The 18,358-nt window shown below is 57.5% G+C and carries 12 protein-coding genes; 6 read left to right on the top strand and 6 right to left on the bottom strand.

What is annotated here, in order from left to right:
- Positions 1–152: 152 nt before the first annotated feature.
- The 5 genes from RDV48_12910 to RDV48_12890 all read left to right on the top strand — a co-directional run bounded on the left by RDV48_12910 (position 153) and on the right by RDV48_12890 (position 9,631).
- Complete coding sequence (locus RDV48_12910) at positions 153–1,454, top strand: efflux RND transporter periplasmic adaptor subunit (GenBank protein MDQ7823691.1); 1,302 nt, start codon at positions 153–155, stop codon at positions 1,452–1,454.
- On the top strand, positions 1,451–4,621 hold the full coding sequence (locus RDV48_12905; GenBank protein ID MDQ7823690.1) for an efflux RND transporter permease subunit: 3,171 nt from the start codon (positions 1,451–1,453) through the stop codon (positions 4,619–4,621). The genes RDV48_12910 and RDV48_12905 overlap by 4 nt, the downstream gene beginning before the upstream one ends.
- A gap of 43 nt (positions 4,622–4,664) precedes the next feature.
- Positions 4,665–5,243, top strand: coding sequence for a MarR family transcriptional regulator (locus RDV48_12900; GenBank protein ID MDQ7823689.1), 579 nt, complete (start codon positions 4,665–4,667; stop codon positions 5,241–5,243).
- 103 nt (positions 5,244–5,346) lie between these two features.
- Positions 5,347–6,711 carry a hypothetical protein gene (locus RDV48_12895; GenBank protein ID MDQ7823688.1) on the top strand — a complete coding sequence of 455 codons (1,365 nt, stop codon included), beginning with the start codon at positions 5,347–5,349 and terminating at the stop codon, positions 6,709–6,711.
- Positions 6,712–6,814: 103 nt separating this feature from the next.
- Positions 6,815–9,631 (top strand): LamG domain-containing protein, encoded by a 2,817-nt coding sequence (locus RDV48_12890; protein MDQ7823687.1) that lies wholly within the window; start codon positions 6,815–6,817, stop codon positions 9,629–9,631.
- A 22-nt stretch (positions 9,632–9,653) separates the two neighbouring features.
- Here RDV48_12890 and RDV48_12885 read toward each other — a convergent pair whose 3' ends face one another.
- The 4 genes from RDV48_12885 to RDV48_12870 all read right to left on the bottom strand — a co-directional run bounded on the left by RDV48_12885 (position 9,654) and on the right by RDV48_12870 (position 11,906).
- Entirely contained in the window at positions 9,654–9,851 is a 198-nt protein-coding gene (locus RDV48_12885; protein MDQ7823686.1) for a hypothetical protein, read from the bottom strand.
- Between the two features lies 1 nt (position 9,852).
- The gene (locus RDV48_12880) at positions 9,853–10,059 is read right to left on the bottom strand and encodes a hypothetical protein (GenBank protein MDQ7823685.1); all 207 of its coding nucleotides are present in this window, start codon (positions 10,057–10,059) and stop codon (positions 9,853–9,855) included.
- A 54-nt stretch (positions 10,060–10,113) separates the two neighbouring features.
- Positions 10,114–11,181, bottom strand: coding sequence for an NADH:flavin oxidoreductase (locus tag RDV48_12875; GenBank protein MDQ7823684.1), 1,068 nt, complete (start codon positions 11,179–11,181; stop codon positions 10,114–10,116).
- Positions 11,182–11,279: 98 nt separating this feature from the next.
- On the bottom strand, positions 11,280–11,906 hold the full coding sequence (locus RDV48_12870) for a hypothetical protein (GenBank protein MDQ7823683.1): 627 nt from the start codon (positions 11,904–11,906) through the stop codon (positions 11,280–11,282).
- 251 nt (positions 11,907–12,157) lie between these two features.
- On the opposite strand from RDV48_12870, the gene RDV48_12865 reads away from it, so the two are divergent.
- Positions 12,158–14,524, top strand: coding sequence for an arylsulfatase (locus RDV48_12865; GenBank protein MDQ7823682.1), 2,367 nt, complete (start codon positions 12,158–12,160; stop codon positions 14,522–14,524).
- Between the two features lie 263 nt (positions 14,525–14,787).
- On the opposite strand, the gene RDV48_12860 is transcribed toward RDV48_12865, so the two are convergent.
- Entirely contained in the window at positions 14,788–17,160 is a 2,373-nt protein-coding gene (locus RDV48_12860; GenBank protein MDQ7823681.1) for an arylsulfatase, read from the bottom strand.
- 24 nt (positions 17,161–17,184) lie between these two features.
- Entirely contained in the window at positions 17,185–18,348 is a 1,164-nt protein-coding gene (locus RDV48_12855) for an anaerobic sulfatase maturase (GenBank protein ID MDQ7823680.1), read from the bottom strand.
- Positions 18,349–18,358: the final 10 nt, after the last annotated feature.

The raw sequence follows: 18,358 nt of genomic DNA, 5'->3' as shown, positions 1-18,358 counted from the left end.
TTCCAAAATGGAAGGTTTTCTTCTCCCTCTCTTGAATAAGCCGTATGGAGAGGATTTCTTATTTCCAGAGAGATAGTCCTTGGGCTCCGGATTTTTCAGCAGTCAAGGCAACGGAGCTCTTTCCATAGTATCCTGAACAGGAGGGCCACTGGATGAGAAGCGGGCGAGAGGTCCTTTTTCCTGCATTATTGATTCCTTTCCTCATCTTCTCCCTGGCGGGCTGCCCCGGCAGGGAAAAAGCGGAACAACCCGCTCCCCCGGTGAAACCGGTGAAAGTCATCGCTGTCAGGGAAGGGATCCTGGAGAAGGTTCTTTCTTTCACGGGAACGATAGAGCCTGTGGAGAAGGCAGAGATATATTCCAAGATTCCCGGAAAAGTGGAGCAGGTCTCCTGCCGTGAAGGCGACCGGGTTGAAGCCGGCGAGATCCTTATCCGGCTGGAAGATGCCGATCTCAGAGCAACAGTTGCCCAGGCGGAAGCGGGCCTCAGAATGGCACAGGCACGACTCTCGCAGGCGCGGGCAGGAATCAGCCTCCAGGCCACAAAGACGCGCACCGATATCAACAATGCAAACCATGCCCTGAACCAGGCCGAGGCGAATTATGATCTCGCAAAGACAGACCTGGGACGCACAAATGACCTCTATAATGATTCTGCCATAGCTCACCAGCAGCTCGACGTGGCGGAAAACAGGGAAAAAGTTTCAAGGAAGGCTCTTGAGTCGGCCAGGGAGAATGTGAAGCTCGCAGAAGCCTCCGTTGCCCGGGACAGGATTCATGAAGAGGATGTCCGCGTAGCCCTCGCAGGCGTCTCTCAGGCTGAAGCTGCGCTCCGCATCGCCCGGACGCAGCTCAGCTATGCACGCATTACCTCGCCCATCACCGGTATTGTCACCTCCCGGGGCGTGGAGCCCGGTGAGCTTGTCACGGGATCCACAATGAGCCGCATGGCACCGCTCCTGAAAATTATAGATAACCGCGAGGTCCTTGTTGATACAAAGATTCCCCAGAAGGATATCTCGATCTTCCAGACCGGCAGAATGGTCGGGGTCGCCGTTGATGGAATAAAGGGGCGCGAGTACCGGGGAAAGGTCACTGCCATCCTGCCTGCCGCTGACCAGCTGGACCGGTCCTTCAGGATAAAAATCTCGATTCCCAACCCCGGCACCATGCTCAAGTCAGGCATGTTCGCCCGCGTGCATGTGACCACCTACAGGAAAGCCCATGCTCTGCTGGTGCCGCGCGAATCCCTGCAGGAGCGCGGGCAGAAAAAGGTCCTCTTTATCGTGAGCCAGGACAAGGCAGAGATGAGGGAAGTAAAGCCGGGAGCGAATGACGAGGCGCGCCTGGAAATACTCTCGGGTCTTCGGGAGGGAGAGAAAGTAGTCACGGCAGGGCAGACCATTCTCAATGACGGCGACATGGTGCGTGTTGAGAAGGGAGAAGGCTCTTGAACATCTCGGAGTTCTCAGTCAGGCGCCCCGTAGCCATCACCATGTTCTTTCTCATAGTCATGCTCCTGGGAGTGATGGCCTTTACGAAGCTCAAGATCGATTATTTCCCCGACATGACCTTCCCCCTCATTGCCGTCTTCACCGCATACCCCGGCGCAGGCCCCGTGGAAGTGGAAAACGAGATCACCAGGAAAATCGAGGAGGGCGTGAGCACTGTCCGGCATCTCAAGCATGTGCGCTCCACCTCCAAGGAGAATCTTTCTGTCGTCATGGTGGAATTCGAGTGGGGAGTCAACATGGATTACGCGGCCCAGGAGGTGAGAGACAAGATCGATCCCGTCATAGAGGATCTGCCCGATGACGCGAAACGCCCCACGCTTCTGAAATTTGATCCCAACGTTGTGCTCCCTTTCCTCATGATCACCGTCGAGGGGCCCCAGAATATGAGGGATCTGAAATACCTCACCGATACCATCGTCAAGAAACAGCTTGAAAAGATAAATGGTGTCGGGGCCGTGAGCTCCATGGGAGGGCTCACGAGAGAGATCCTTGTGGAAGTCGATGAGAATAAGCTGCGATCCTATCACATTCCTGTCCAGGAGGTCTCGCGGGCCCTCAAGGCGGAGAACATCCGCCTCACCGGAGGGCGCCTTGACGAGGGGGAATCGGAGCTCCAGATCCGCACCCAGGGAGAATTCCGGAATCCCGAAGAGATAGAGAATATTGCCGTAGCCATCAGGAACGGCCAGGCCATCCGCATGCGCGACGTGGCCCGCGTGCTGGACACGACAAAAGACGCAAGGAACCGCATACGCATGGATGGGAAGGAAATAGTTGCCTGCCAGATGACCAAGCAGTCAGTGGCAAATACGGTGGAAGTTGCGGAGCGCGTCAGGAAAGCAATCCCGGAAATTGAGAAGATGCTCCCGGCAGGGACAAAGCTCGAGATTGCCTTTGACCAGTCCCGCTTCATCCGCTACGCCATAGACAATACTCAGGCTGTCGCCGTTGAAGGAGGGCTCCTCGCAGTCCTGATAATATTTCTTTTCCTTTCAAGCGGACGCTCGACGATCATCATCGCCATCTCCATACCTATCTCAATCATAGCCACCTTCGTGCTGATGCACTTCAAGGGAATGACGATCAATGTCATCACCCTCGGGGGACTCACGCTGGGCATAGGGAGAATTGTTGACGATTCCATAGTCGTCCTTGAGAATATCCACCGCCATATTGAGCGCGGCCTTCCCCCCATGAAGGCCGCCATCGAGGGAGCCCGGGAAGTGGGGCTCGCCGTGATGGCCTCAACATTCACCACCATTGCGGTCTTTGTGCCCATCCTCTATGCGGGAGGGCTCGCGCAGCAGCTGTTTTCCCCCATGGCCATGAGCATCTCCTTCGCCCTCTTTGCCTCTCTTGCCGTGGCGCTTACTCTGATTCCCATGATGTCCTCACGCCTGATGAAACATGGCCTGATAGAGACGAATCTCACCATGATGCCCTCATTGAGCGAGCTAGAGAATGCGGAAGCGAAGCAGCAGGAGACAACAAAGGGCTTTACACGAATCATTGACCTGTGGCAGGGGCTCTTCAGGCGCATTGAAGCCCTGTACCGCCGGATGCTTTACTGGTGCCTCTCTCACCGCCCTGCCGTGCTTGCGCTTGCCGCGATAAGCCTCATAGCGGGATTTATCCTGCAGTCAATGGTGGGAATCGAGTTCGTCAAGAATGAAGATCAGTCTCAGGTCATCATCATGACGGAATGCCCGCCCGGTACGGCGCTCCATGTAATGGACCGCAAAATGAAGCGTATTTATGATGAAGCGCGCACCTATCCTGAGGCCCGGAGGGTCATGGGACTCTCGGGGGAAGATGAGGTTGCCCTGGGAAAAATGATGAGCAAGGGCTCCCGTACTGGAACGCTCTTTATGATCCTGAAGCCTCCCGGGGAAAGAAAGAAAAGCCAGGCCGAGCTCGAGGATCAGATGAGGAAGCTGCTTGCCACCATTCCAGGCCTCAAAGCCAAGGTGATGCAGATCTCCACGGCCCAGCAGGGAGGCGGCGCCGACCTGGAGCTCAAGATCTTCGGCAATGACCTGGAAACACTGAGCAGGCTCGCCGAGGAGCTCAAGGCAAAGTTCGGGAAGGTCCCGGGAGTCACCCAGGCAGACCTTTCATGGGAGGCGGGAAACCCGGAGTACCAGATCATGCTGGACCGCGAAAAAGCCGGGGCCTACGGCATCCCCGTCGCCCAGGTGGCATCGACGGTGCGCACCCTCGTCAAGGGTGAAGATGTCACGAAATACCGCGAGAAGGGGGAGGAGTTTGACATCACCGTGCGGGCCCGCAAATCTGATCGCAGATGGGTTGAGAGCGTGGAAGAGACTGAGCTTTTGAGCCCCACGGGCGCTATCGTCCCTTTGAAGGAAATTGCCTCGGTGGTGAAATCCCGGGGGCCCTCGGAGCTCACCAGGGAGGATCGCCAGCGGAACATCTCTGTCACCGCCGGAAAAACCAGCCGCCCCCTCGGTGATATCACCAGGGATTTGAAAAAGATTCTCTCTGGGACCATCTTCCCTCCCGGCTATACCTGGAAGTTCGGCGGCCAGGAAGAGCAGCTGCAGGAAGCCTTTCTCTCGCTCGCCATGGCGCTCATCGCCGGCATCCTCCTTATCTATTTCATCCTCGCGGCGCAATTTGAGTCACTTGTTCACCCTTTCACCATCATGCTTGCCATTCCCCTCGAGGTAGTGGGAGTATTCCTGGCACTCTTCATCACCAGGGAGCCTTTCAGCGTGTCAGCCTTCCTTGGAGTGCTCATGCTGACGGGGATTGTGGTCTCCAACTCCATCCTCCTTGTAAACTATATCAATATCCTTAGGGAGCGGGGCATTGCGAGGCGCCAGGCGATTCTCGAGGCAGGCCCCGTGAGGCTCAGGCCCATCCTGATGACTGCCATCGCGACGGTCTTCGCCATGATCCCCATGGCCATGGCGATCCGGGAAGGATCGGAGACCTTCCGCCCCCTGGCCATCGCAGTCATCGGCGGTCTTCTCGCGTCCACCTTCCTCACCCTGCTGGTGGTGCCTGTGGCCTACAGCCTCGTTGATGACATTGGCATAAAGCTTGGACTGATAAAGAAAGGTGCGGACGGCAATGCACAATGAGAGCGGCCATGGAAGGGGACAGAACCTTAAGGGAGGGACTGCTTTGAAAAAGAAGAGAGAATCGTCTCAGGCAGAAGAGCCCGAACAGCTCGATGCATTTATCCGGGAGTTGCTCTTTTTCGACAGGCAGTTGAGTTCTCTCAAGCATCACTCTGTCACTGACGAATTGACAGAGGAGCTTCACGAGTACCGGAATCACCTGGATACCATATGTCGAACAGGAGGCTCAGCAAGGCGGATTGAGAATATCAATATTTTCTTTGATATCTGCCATATTCTCTCAAGCCGTCAGGATCCGCTCACCATGGGAGAGATAAGCCACCTCATGAATGTGCCCCTCAGCACAGCGACCCGCCTCATTGACTGGATCGTGGAGAACGGTTTTGCGAAGAGGCTCTCTGATCCCGATGACCGCAGGGTGGTGAGGGTTTCACTGACAAAAGAGGGCATTGAGCTCTACCATGCCCTCTTTCACTTCATGAGACAGTGGGCAGTTCGAATCCTGGTGCACTTCACGGAAGAGGAAAAGTCCCTCCTGATAACCCTTATGAATAAATTTTCAGGGATACTGGCCAGGGAGAATATCGGGAGCAGGAAGCAGGCGCAGCGGTCAGCCCCATGATTCTCCGGTATGGTGCAGGAATTTTCCTGCCTCGCTGGAAAATGGAGTCCCATGAGGCTTCAAGGGCGAGTGAAGAAATGCCTGAGACTTAACGGAGAGAGGAATGCTTGAATCAAAGCCCGGCAGAATATCCTTTGAAGGCCCTCCCTGCCTTGATTACCGCACCATCTCGTGCCGGCTTATATTTCTCACCGGCATTACAGTTGTGGCTTTTACTCTTTCCATAGATCGCCTTATCCCCCAGAAGCTTTGCATGGCTGCCCTCTTTCTCTATCTTTCCGCCATCCTGGCGGCATTTCTGCTCCTCTACATGGCGCGGTCAAAATATGTCATCGATGCCCATTCAGGCACTATTACCCAGTACCTCTTCAAGATCCTCCCGAAGGCAGTGGCACGGACCGCCGAAGTGAAGCGGGTGCTTCTTGAGACCCTGCAGGGCGGGATGGGAGATATGAAGGTGATGCTTCAGCCTGCCCTCGACGAGGCCCGGGCCGCAAAGGAAAAGGACGCGGCAGTGGCGGAAGAAAGCGGCATTCCCGGGGAAGAAGAGGGAGCACCCGGCGGGGAGGGACCGAAAAAGCCTGCCGACATTGTTGAAGTGCACCGAATCGTCTCTCTTGAGCTTGCCGGCGGGAGGCTTCTGAAGGTCTGCGACACTGCCTCGCTCTCCGGCGCGAACTCAGTGGCAGAGTCTATCTGCCGGCTCCTCAAGGTGGGGCTCTTTGATGCCTCAGCCAGGCTGATGGACCTCCAGGATGGCGGCGAGGAAGGTGCTCCCCGGGAAGGACGGGAGTTTCACCATTCGGAAGTCCAGGTGCCCTTTTACCGGAGGCCTCTGTTCAATCAGCCATACGGCGAGACACTGTCCAGGGCAGGCAGGATTCCCTATGAGATCTCACGGGAGGAGATCGAGCTTACGACAGTGTTCAAGGTCCGGCCTGTATACAAAAATAACGCGGAAGCGGCGCTCTACGGGGTGGTGATAAAAATGCTGAGGGGATGGCCCGGGGAGGTCCTGGGCCGGCTTGAAGAAATCGTGCCGTTACTGGTAGGCTTCAGCTTCGCGCTCATGGCAGGTGTCCTGATGGTGGGAGGCAGCCTCGGACTCGTGGGCAAAAAGGATTTCTGGCCTTTTTTCATTATCCTCATCCCTATCGTCTGCCTGTTTTCAGTCGCATGGCTCAGCCAGGTCATCAAGACCCGCCCCTTTTCCCTCAGTGTCTCCCGTGATGCCATCACCATCAAGGCCGAGGGAAAAGAACCGGTGACCTTTGCCCTTGACGAGGTCCTCGATCTCGAGGTGACGCCCTCGTGGGAGACCTCCCGCCTCACCGTGAGGACTGCCACCGGGGAATACAGCCTGGAGACGGCCCTGCCTTATACAAAGCTCACCTCGATGTGTGATGAGATATGGCGCATCGCTGTCTCCTGGAAAGTTGATGAAGAGCAGTGCCGGGAAAGCCAGTGAGGGCGGCGGCTCATCAGGCGATTCTGCGCGGAATCAGCGGGGGAAGGAGATTGCCTTAAATTAGAGAAAGAGTTATGAGAGAACTGATCGGGGGGTGGGGTCCGTGACAGTAAAAAGATTGTATTTCTCATGTTTCATTCTGTTTCTCCTCCTTTATCCTCTCTGCCCGGCACCTGCAGGAGCAGCAGAAAAAGCGAGGATTCTCTTTCTTCCCTTCAACGGCAATGCAAATGATACCTGCGGCGGCAAACACCACGGGAAGGTAAACGGCGCCACTCTCACCACCGGACACGATGGAAAGCCCGACAGCGCTTACTACTTTGACGGGAAATCCTCCATTGACGTGGGAGCGCTTGGCCCTCTCTCCTCATTCACCGTGATATTCTGGGTATACCCCGAGGCTTATGAGAATCACCGCAACGTCTTCACCCTGGGAGGCCTCTCTGAAAAGAACGAAAGGTTCAGGGCGGAGCTCCACAATAACTGGCAGGGCCAGAAATTCACCGCATTTTTCGGCACAGGCCACGGAGAAAAGCAGTATAAGACCATCGGGGTCAATGACACGTGGCATCTGCCTCTCAACAAGTGGAGCCTCGTGGCCATGGTCCATGACAGCAGCACAAAAGAGAACAGCCTCTATATCAACAACCAGCTCATCGGGACTGTCACCGGGGAGGTCAAGCTGCCGTCTCCATGGCTTTCCCTGGGAGTGGGCTACCAGAAGACGCCTGAGCGTTACTTCAAGGGCAGGATTGATGACTTTTCCGTGTTCAGCGGTGTCCTCAGCGCCTCGCAGATAGAGAGTGTCGCGGGAGCGGCCGTCGCCTACGACAATCCACAGGGAACATCTGCAGGGACTTCTGCCGGTACCTCCACAGGAACAACCACAGGAACAACCACAGGTACTTCCGCAGGATCGGGAACAGGGCAGCCGCCCCAAAATGCTACGCCTCTTGTTGACAGCGATAACGACAAAGTATATGACAACTACGAGACGGTCTTCCGGACCGATAAGAACAATCCAGACACCGACGGCGACGGCATCATCGACGGCGAGGACCTTTCCCCCACCGTCAATCCCCAGGAGCCCACCGACTGGAAGGACCTCCAGGAAATCGGCATGATGAGACTCACCTTTCCCATCAAGGCCTACGGCCTCGACGGCTGGGTGGAGGAGTACCTGCAGTCCCGCTCGACAGGATTCGCGCTGACCTTCATAGGGAAATACACCAACACCGGCGTGAAAAAAAGCACCATGTCAAAAGACAAGGTCAAGAAGGCGGTGAACAGGGTATTCGGCGCTTCCGATTTCACCTGTTATGACCTGAAGAATATCTCGCCCGATGACATAAACGTGCTGGACACCAAGAAAACCGCCGAGCATGTTCCGAATAAATCTGAGTACTCCCACACCTATCCTGCCAACCCCGTCTGGGGGAAGATCAAGGAATACCGTTTCTATTACGACTACGTGACGGATTACTGGATGGCCTCATTCAAGAACAAGAAAAAAATGAAGTTTCCCGGGGAGGATTCCCCCTATCGCTACCTGCTGTACTCCGTGAAGCTCAAGAAGAACTGCGAGAATTCCATCGCCATGCAGTTCAAATCTTCCACGCTTGCTGATGCGGTGAGCACCGGTGCCGTGACCCCGGTGTTCACCTATTCATTGTACGGCAGCAGCAATTATGATACGCCCCCCCTTTATGAAGGCACTGCGGCAGTGCTCAATGAAAAAGGAACCGTCTATTCTGTCAACCTGCGGCTCCCCCGTGAGAGCTGCACCGCCTCGCCGGCATACCTGAAAATCACCCCTCTCTCTGTCACAAAAGGAACAGGGCAGGCGGTCTGTGCCCCCCTGCCGCTCTCATGGGATCTCACCGGCATCACCAGGACTGTGGTCCATTCCAGTGACGGCAAAGGGAACAGCACTGTCCAGAGTGAGGACATGGGCTCTTTTTCCGGCCTCACCATCGACGTGGTTGACAAGTCGAAATTCAAGAACCAGCCGCCCTCAGAGGATGTCAGGACCGAGGCCTCCTGGATCGGCATGCTTGTCAAGGACCCCAGCCTCCCCGGGGAAACGACCGTTACCGATGAGATGATCACTATCTCCTCCCGGGGGTTCGAGAGCTCCGGGAATACTCAAGCGGGCGTCACCCTCATTATCGAGAGCTCAGTGCTCAAGACAAATAAAGTCAGTGAAATCACGGAGCTTCCAGCGAATCACTGGGCCCGCGACCCTTATTATACCCCTGTGATGACCTGGGTCAACGCATGGCAGGGCGCAGCTTCAGTGGTGACAAACGGGCTGTATGCATGGAAGTCCTATAAGGAGGGAGATACCATAAAAACAGTCTATTACGGCACAAGGGCAGGCACAGCAGGTGTGCAGACCACGGCCGAGCTCGTCGAGCTGATCGAGAGAACCGATGGATTCAGCGGCTCCACGGGGAAATTGAAGTGCCTTGCCTCAAAGAAAGCCTGCATGTATATCGCAATCGCTGCAGGTGTCGTAGAGGTGGGCAGTAACATAGTCCTTTACAAAACGACAAGTGATCCCCTCTCGAAGGATCTTTACGCGGAGAACATAATGAGCAGCATAGCCGATACAGAGCTCTCGGTGGCGGCAGTATATTCTCCCCACGCGCTGGCCTTCCAGGCGACCTGGACGATAGAGGTGGAGATCTATGCTGCCATTTTCGGCGAGAATTTCGCCTACAAGTGCGCAAAAACGCCGGGCACCGCCCTGGTATTCCTGGCAAAATATTTCTGTTACGGCTCTGTCCCCACGCAGATGGCAGAGGCGGAATATAAGGCGGTCCGCACAAAGCTTGTGGACATGCTGAAGAACATGTATGTCCTGGAACAGAGCAAAAAGCTTCCCTACTCATGCATCTTCGTGGACCCCGACCTGTAAGGGAGTGCTTTGCCTGACTTTGCTATGCTCCGAGCGCCTTCCCCACAAGCCAGAAGACCAGGATGGCCGTGATGCCGTGAAAGGCCACGGCTCCCCAGAAATCCCCGGCCTTAGGCCCCCGGGGCCCTGTCTTCCCGGTTTTCATTTCCGCAATCGTGCTTATGATGCAGGCAGCAGACATAATCCAGACTAAAACCGCACCGAGCCACCAGTACCACATACTATTCCCCCCCCGCTTTCTCTGCACCGGGGCCGGCAAGCAGAAAAGAAGCAATAATCATGCATACCCCGTGGAATGCTGACGCGCCGAGCACATCAGAGGACCAGACACCCTGTGCGCCCTTTGTCCTGATGAACTGAAAAAGAGTGTCGCCCACGCATATGAGCGCACACAGGACAAGAATGCAGGCGATTATTTTTTTTATCACCAGTCTTCACCCCCCCTTTATAAGGCTCTGTCTCAGAGAAAGCTTCCCCGCTTTTCATGCATGGCTTTTCTTCAGGTCCAGGAAGCACTCAAGGGGCTGGCCCTTCAAAAGGAGCTCCGTGGTGCACTTGTTGCATGAGATGCAGGTGGCGCGGTGCGTATCGCCGCTCTTCCAGCGGTCTACCAGGCCGGGCTCCCGCAGCAAAGCCCTGCACATGCTCACCATATCTGCATCGCCTGAGCCGATGACACTCTCCACCGTCTCAATGCTGAATATCCCCCCCGTTACTATCACCGGCTTCTTCACTTCGGCTTTCACAGCCCTGCTCCAGCTCCTGAAGTAGGCCTCCTGCTCAGGCTTCCTGATATCGGGGCGAAGGGGCGTTCCTTCAAAGCCGAGACTGCTGTTCATAAGCCCCTGGCTCACCTCTATGGCATCGAATCCCGCTTCCGAGAGAATCCGCGCCGCCTCCCTGCCCTCTTCAAGCCTGAATCCCCCGGGAATGGCGTCCTCCACTCCCAGCTTGAGCATGACGGGGAACTCCGCGCCCACCCTGGCGCGGACAGCCGAGAGCAGCTCCCTGTGAAACCTGAGCCTGTTTTCAAGGGGCCCGCCCCAGCGGTCGTCACGCCTGTTGGTGAGAGGGGAAAGAAAGCACATGGGGATGGCATGATGGGCGCCATGGATTTCCACGCCATCGGCCCCGAGAGACTTTGCGATTTCCGCCCGGGCGGCATACTGGCTGATGAACCCGAGAATCTCTTCCTCCGTGTAAGGACGGTGCTCGCGGTAGGGATAGAGGGCGGGACCGAAAAAAGGGCACTCAGGGGGCACTACCGAGGGGAGAGCGTCCTTTATCTTGTCGGGGATGATCTGCGGTGCAATTTTTCCCCCGTTTTTATGCACTGCTTCAATGGCGCCGCGCCATCCCTCAATGTCGGCGAAATCAGTCGCCCCTGAGATGACAAGCCCCACGCCGCCGGAGGCGAGACTGCCGAACCTCCCGGCACGGCGGCCGGGATCGCTGTCCAGGTGATCCTGCGCCGCCGCGAAGACGAACCTGTTCTTCACGGCCATTGAGCCTATGGTGATTTCCCTGAACATGATCCCGCTGTTTTCCATTTCATGCTCCTTTTCTGCCGGCTTTTCCCTATTCTTCAGTTCTCCCGCTCCCGCAGGCCCTCTTTCCCCTGTTCAATGCCAGCGCCTGGTCCTTGTTCCTACCTGGGTTTTTCCACGGTGAACCGCACCGCCGGCGATGCCATAGCCTCAACAAAACACGCTTCTTTGAAAAGCTTCTGCCACTCTTCTCCGGAGCCGGTGGCGCCCTGTGGAGCCGGTCCCCTCGCTGCACTGATCATAGAGGGGCTGAAAGTGTAAGAGATTGATGCCGTATAGCTTCCCGCGGTTGCCCCCAGACTGCTATGGCTGCTCCTGTTCCCGGAGTAACACAGGGCGGAGGAGACAGCGTACCGCTTGGAATATGATTTGCCGGGCTTCAGCACGATACAGTGCTCGGGCCTGAGGGGCATGACGACGCCGGGAGGGGGAGGAGTGGCATAGTCGCCTCCCGGTCCCGTTATCTTCAATTTCCAGCCGTGCTGGGGGATAAACTCATAATGGGAAATAAAGGCGATGGTCCTGCCGGAGGTATTGGTCACCGTGGCGACAAGCACATGGGAGTCACCCTGGACATGGAGCTCTCCCTTGGCAGGAGACTCCCCCGGAGAGCTCCTGTAATACTTGAGGTCCAGCTTCGCCGTTTTCACCGTCCTTAATTCCTCTCCATAGGCACCGGCGGAAAGGAGAGAGAGGAAAAGGGCCAGGGCTGCCGTAAAGCTTTTCATGGGCTTACCCTCCTTGAAAGAATAGTACCTGCGATTATGGCTCTCAAGAAAGTGTAGCAGAAATTGCCTCCCCTGACAAGAACGCCCCGGGGTTGGACCAAGGTCTGATAGACAGGCTCATATAATTATATTATAATTGAATAGCCTTGCACAAGGGCAGCCACCACCGCAGCGAACCTCCTTCTGCCGATGATAAAGTGGTGTCCGGGTGAAATACAAATAAGAGAGCATTATGGAAAAGGAGCAATGAAATGTCAGAACTCAAGACCTACAAAGATGGAACACCCTTCACCGGCGTCATCGGGCGCACCACCGAGGAGTCCTCGCCGGCCTGGCCGGAGCCCGGGCGCCCGCCGGAAGGCGCGCCCAACATCATCTTCCTCGTCCTGGACGACGTGGGCTTCGGGCAGCTCTCCTGCTTCGGCGGGCTGGTAGAGACGCCCGTGATAGACAGCCTGGCTCACCACGGCCTTCGCTACACCAACATGCACACAACGGCGCTCTGCTCGCCTTCACGCGGCTGCATCCTGACAGGGCGGAACCACCACTCGCTGGGGCTGGCCTCCATTACCGAGACATCGACAGGGTATCCAGGTTACAACGGTATCCTGCCCTTCGACAAGGGAATGCTCAGTGAGATGCTCCTGATGAAGGGTTACAATACCTTCTGCGTAGGGAAATGGCATCTGTCGCCCCCCGAGCACCAGACTCCGGCGGGACCCTACGACCGGTGGCCCCTCGGGCGCGGGTTCGAGCGTTACTACGGCTTCCTGGGCGGCGACACCAACCAGTGGTATCCTGAGCTCGTCTATGACAATCACACGGTTGAGCAGCCCTCGCAGCCGGAGGAGGGCTACCACCTGAGCATCGACTTGGCCGACAGGGCCATCAGGTTCATCAAGGATGCCCATATGAATGCCCCCGAGAAGCCCTTCTTCCTCTATTACGCGCCGGGTGCAGGGCACGCGCCTCACCATGTCCCGAAAGAGTGGGCCGATAAATACAAGGGCAGGTTCGATATGGGCTGGGACGACTACCGCACGACAGTCCACATGCGCCAGCTTGAGATGGGCATACTCCCGAAGGGCACGGAGCTGTCAGCGCACGATCCCGATGTGCCCGTGTGGAGCGCGCTGTCCGCCGACGAGAAGCGGCTCTATGCGCGGATGATGGAGGTTTACGCCGGCTTTGTCTCCCACTGTGACCATCATTTCGGGCGCGTGATGAGCTTCCTCGAAGATATCGGCGAGAAGGACAACACCCTGGTTATCGTCATATCCGACAACGGCGCCAGCTCTGAAGGCGGCCCCGTCGGCTCGGTCAACGAGATGTTCTTCTTCAACAACGTGGCGGAGCTCCTCGAGGACAATCTCAAAATGATCGACGAGCTGGGCGGAGTGAATGTATTCAACCACTATGCCTGGGGCTGGACGAATGCCGGCAACACGCCCTTCCGGCGCTGGAAGCGCGAGACCTACCGCGGCGGCTGCACCGACCCCTGCATAGTATCGTGGCCGAAGGTGATAAAGTCCCGCGGAGAGCTGCGCCCGCAGTACGCGCATATCATCGACTTCGTGCCCACGGTCCTGGAGGCCCTGGGCCTGGAGGCACCGGACAGTATCCGGGGAGTCACGCAGGCTCCCCTCGACGGGGTGAGCTTCGCCCATACTTTCAACAATGGCGCCGCGCCAAGCCGCCGCCACACGCAGTACTTCGAGATGTTCGGGCACCGCTCCCTCTATCATGACGGCTGGCGCGCCGTCTGCCCATGGCCCGGCCCCAGCTTTACAGAAGCCGCCGTGAAGGGGCGCAGGTTCGGCTCTCCCATCACCTCAACGATTCTCAACGATATCGAGGCACATGACTGGGAGCTCTATCATATCGATGAGGACTGTTCCGAATGCCACAACGTGGCAGCCCAGCATCCCGACAAGCTCATGGAGATGGTAGGCCGCTGGTGGGCCGAAGCGGGCAAGTACAATGTGCTGCCCATTGACGGGGATGTCTTCGGGCGCTTGAACGTGGAGCGTCCCACCATCTCCGTGCCAAGGAACAGGTATGTCTTTTATCCCGATGGATCACCGGTTCCCTTTGCCGCCGCGCCCAAGACCTACAACCGGCCCTGGACCATCACCGCTGACGTGGATATCCCGAAGGGCGGCGCGGAGGGGGTGCTGATCTCCCAGGGCGGCCGGACCGGCGGCTACACCTTCTATGTCAAGGACCAGAAGCTCCACTTCCTCTATAACTATCTCGGCCGCGACAAGTTCTTCGTGAAATCCGACGAGGCGGTTCCCGAGGGCACCGTGGAGCTCCGCTACGAGTTCGAGCCGATGGGAAAAGCCGACCTTGCGAAGGGAAAAGGGGTGCCGGCCCGAAGCCAGCTCTATATCAACAGGAAGCTTGTGGGCAGCATCGACATGCCGCACTCAGTCCCCACGATGTTCGGCACGGAGGGGCTGACATGCGGCTATGACGGCGGAGACTGCGTGGCGCCCGAGATATACAGCGATGCCTTCCCCTTCACCGGGAACATCAAGCGCGTCACTCTCGATCTTTCCGGCGAGCTGATCCCTGACTCGGCCGCAGATCTGAAGGTGGCGATGGCGCGCCAGTAAGCGGAAGATTCAATCAGAAGGGCATCACCAGGTGATTGATATGGCTTCCCCGGCAGACACTCTGTCCACCGGGGAAGCCTTTTCATCACGATGGGTAATCGCCGCTCAATGGTCCTTACTGCTCGATGCTTCCTGCAGATTCTGCAGAACCGCGTCCAGGTTGAAAGAGGCCGGCTCCTTTAATTTTTACAGGTCACTCTCACCTCTATCGACAGTTATTGGATATTAATGCGCTGCCCCGGACACAGGATTCGTTGCCGTTTTCACTGGATCGCCATGGCAACGTGCAGGCGTTCCTCGGGCGTGATGAGGTGGTCGAGATTTACAGTATCTTTGCCGAGGTCGATCTCAACCCAGTTCACCTCGCCGCTGAATTTCCCGCCGCGTGTCGGATAGTCACAGGTCACCGGCGAGCCTGCTTCGAAGCCGATGTCGCAGGTTTCGTCTGCGGAGAAGCCCAGGGGCTCCGTCTTATCCACGCGGCCTTCACCGACTTTCTGCCCATCCACGTAAAGTGTGACCGTGCCGCCCTTCGCCAGGCCTCCGCCGTCGTAGGTGAACTCCATCCGCACCTGGTGTGTTCCCGCGGGGATCTTCGACGTACCTTCGACTGTGTAACGGTTCAGTCCATAGAAGTTATAGCAATACTTCGGCCTGCCCTCCCTGGTGTAGAGGCTCCAGCCGCCAGTGACTCCGCCCTGGGCGATGATGACCCCTTCGGCACCCGATGGGGGCACGACCACCTCGGCCGTCACCGCGTGAGACTTGTTCTTGATATTGACGATTGAGCTTTCGGTCAGCCGCCCCATGCCGCCGAACAAGAGCTGGCGCGTGCCCTTGATCAGCTGCGGCCTGCCGGCGAGATCAGGGTCTACGCGCTCGACAAAGCGGTCGTCCAGGGGCAGCACGTTGTACTTGACCGCTTCGATGAGCCACAGCCGCTGCAATTCATGGAGCTTCTTCGGATTTTCTTTCGCCAGGTCGTGTGCCTGGCTCCAGTCGGTGGTGGTGTCGTACAGCTCCCATATATCGTCATCGAAGGCTGCCAGCCTGGCGGCGGCAGGAATCCACGGGATGCGATGCTGGGTGACGGCCGTCCAGCCCTTGTGGTAAATGCCGCGGTTGCCCGACATTTCGAAGTACTGGGTCTCGTGCCGCTCGGCCGCTTTTGCGTCATTGAAAGAATAGAGCATGCTGACACCTTCGATTGGGCGCTGCTGCACACCGTTGACAAAGACCGGCTCGGGCAGGCCCGCTGCTTCAAGAATGGTGGGCGCGACGTCGATCACGTGATGGAACTGGCTGCGGATCTCGCCCCTGGCCTTGATACGCTTCGGCCAGTGCACAATCGTCCCGTTACGGGTACCACCCCAGTGCGAAGCCACCTGCTTGGTCCACTGGTAAGGCGTGTCCATGGCGTGCGCCCAGCCCACTGCATAGTGGTTGTAAGCCTCCACCCCGCCGAACTTGTCAATGTGCGTTTTAAGGAACTCCGGCGTCTCGAGGTGGCCGAACCCCGTGATAGTTACCATTTCGTTGTACGTGCCCTGGAGCGATCCCTCGGCCGAGGCGCCGTTGTCGCCGATGATCAGGTAGATCAGCGTGTCATCAAGGATCTCGAGATCCTTGAGCGCGTCGATGAGCCTCCCGACGTGATGGTCGGTGTGCTCGAGGAAGCCCGCATACACCTCCATCTGGCGGGCCAGAACCGGCTTCATCTCGGCCGAGATGCTTTCCCAGGCCGGGATGGCCTCGTGGCGCCTGGTAAGCTGACAGTCCTGCGGGATGACGCCGAGCTTCTTCTGCCGGGCGAAAGTCTCCTCGCGCAGCCTGTCCCAGCCCTGGTCGAACCTGCCATTGTACTTGTCGGCCCATTCCCTGGGCACGTGGTGCGGAGCGTGCGTTGCACCCGGCGCAAAGTAGGTAAAAAAGGGTTTGTCGGGCATGAGCGCCTTCTGCTGGCGGATCCACTTGATCGCCTTGGTGGTCAGATCATCGGTAAGGTGATAGCCCTCTTCGGGCGTCTTCTCGGGCTCGACAGGCGTCGTGCCTTGATAAAGCGCCGGATACCACTGGTTGGTCTCGCCGCCGATGAAGCCGTAGAAGTACTCGAACCCGCCGCCGCCGGTGGGCCAGGAATCAAAGGGACCCATGGGGCTCGTCTGCCAGAGCGGCACCTCATGGCACTTGCCGAACTGCGCCGTCGAGTAGCCATTGAGCTTCAGCGTCCGCGCGAGCGGTGAGATGGTGTTTGGCAGGACGGTGTTTGCGCCCGGCGCCGACGTCGCAAACTCGGTGATGGAGCCCATGCCGCACGAATGATGGTTGCGGCCTGTCAGGAGCGCCTGCCGTGTCGGCGAGCACAGCGCCGTCGTGTGGAAGCGGTTGTACCGGAGGCCATCGGCGGCGAGCTTCTCGAAGTTCGGTGTGTGGCACGGGCCGCCAAAGGCGCTGGACGCCCCGAATCCGACGTCATCGAGCAGAACGATCAGAACATTAGGCGCACCACCGGGCGGCCGCAGCTCCCTGATCGGCGGGTACCTGGTGTCCGGGTCCTTCGCGTCGTAGGTCGTCAAACCCACATGCGGCTGATCCGGTATGGGAAGAATATTGCGCTGAATCCTGTCTTGTTCCATGCTAATCCTCCTGATAACTATAAATCAGTGCTTATCGGCTCTCATTATCTCCATGACTTCCTCGGCCATCCTGCCTCTCCGGAGCAGTCCCGCCATAATCTTCATAGGGCGGTCGGCATGCGTGAAGAATGCTTTATACCCTTCACAGAGGTAGTTGAGGCCCGGCTGCCCGTCGGGTGTTTCGATGAAGCGGTTCTTGGGACACTCTCCGTTGCAGATATGGATGAATTCACAGGCGCGGCAATACCGCGGCAGCGTGTCCCGCTTATCCTGCCCGAATTTTTGCTGCTGCCCGGATGCGGCAAGCTCGGCCAGATGCTTCTCCATTATATTGCCCAGCAGATGCCCCGGCTCGACAAAATGGTCACAGCAGTAAAGATCACCATTATGCTCCAGGGCCACGCCCTCGCCGCATGTGGGACCGAAGATGCACACGGTCCCCGCCATCCCCAGCCAGCCGGCCAGGGCGCCGTCGAAGAGGAGGATAAAGCTCCTGCCGACATCGCGCCGTACCCATTCATCGAATATCTCTATAAGGAAGCGTCCGAACTGATCGGCACGGACCGACCTGTCGGTAACCTTGCTTCCTTCCTGAAGTCCCGACTGGCTGTCACGCTCCACAATGGGAATGAGCTGTATATACCGGGCCCCGAGCTCATCCCTGAAGAAGCGGTACACCTCCAGCGGATGATCGGCATTTTTCGAGTTGACGGTGCAGAGGATATTGAACTCCACCTTATGCTTCTGGAGAAGCCTGAGCGAGCGCACAACCCTTTCGAAGGTTCCCTGGCCTCCTTTGTCTTTCCGGTAGAAGTCATGAAGGGCGGCAGGCCCGTCGAGGCTCAGGCCGACAAGGAAATTATTCTCATGAAAAAAACTGCACCACTCGTCGTCAATGAGAATGCCGTTGGTCTGGAAAGAGTTTTCAATATGGGTGCCTGGTTTCTGGTACTTTTTCTGGAGCTCCACGGAGCGCCGGTAGAAATCCAGCCCCCTCAGCGTCGGCTCGCCGCCCTGCCACGCCACGGTCACCTGCGGCACATGGTGGGCTTCCATGAGCTGCCGGATGTAGGCTTCGTGAACCTTGTCCGCCATGCGGAAATCGCTGCCGGGATAAAGCCCTGCTTTTTTCAGAAAGAAACAGTAAGCGCAGTTCAGGTTGCACTCTGAACCCGTGGGCTTAGCCATGACGTGAAAG

The sequence above is a fragment of the Candidatus Eremiobacterota bacterium genome, from assembly GCA_031082125.1.
Lineage (GTDB): Bacteria > Vulcanimicrobiota > CADAWZ01 > CADAWZ01 > Ess09-12 > Ess09-12.
This window is presented reverse-complemented; position numbering and strand designations above follow the sequence as displayed.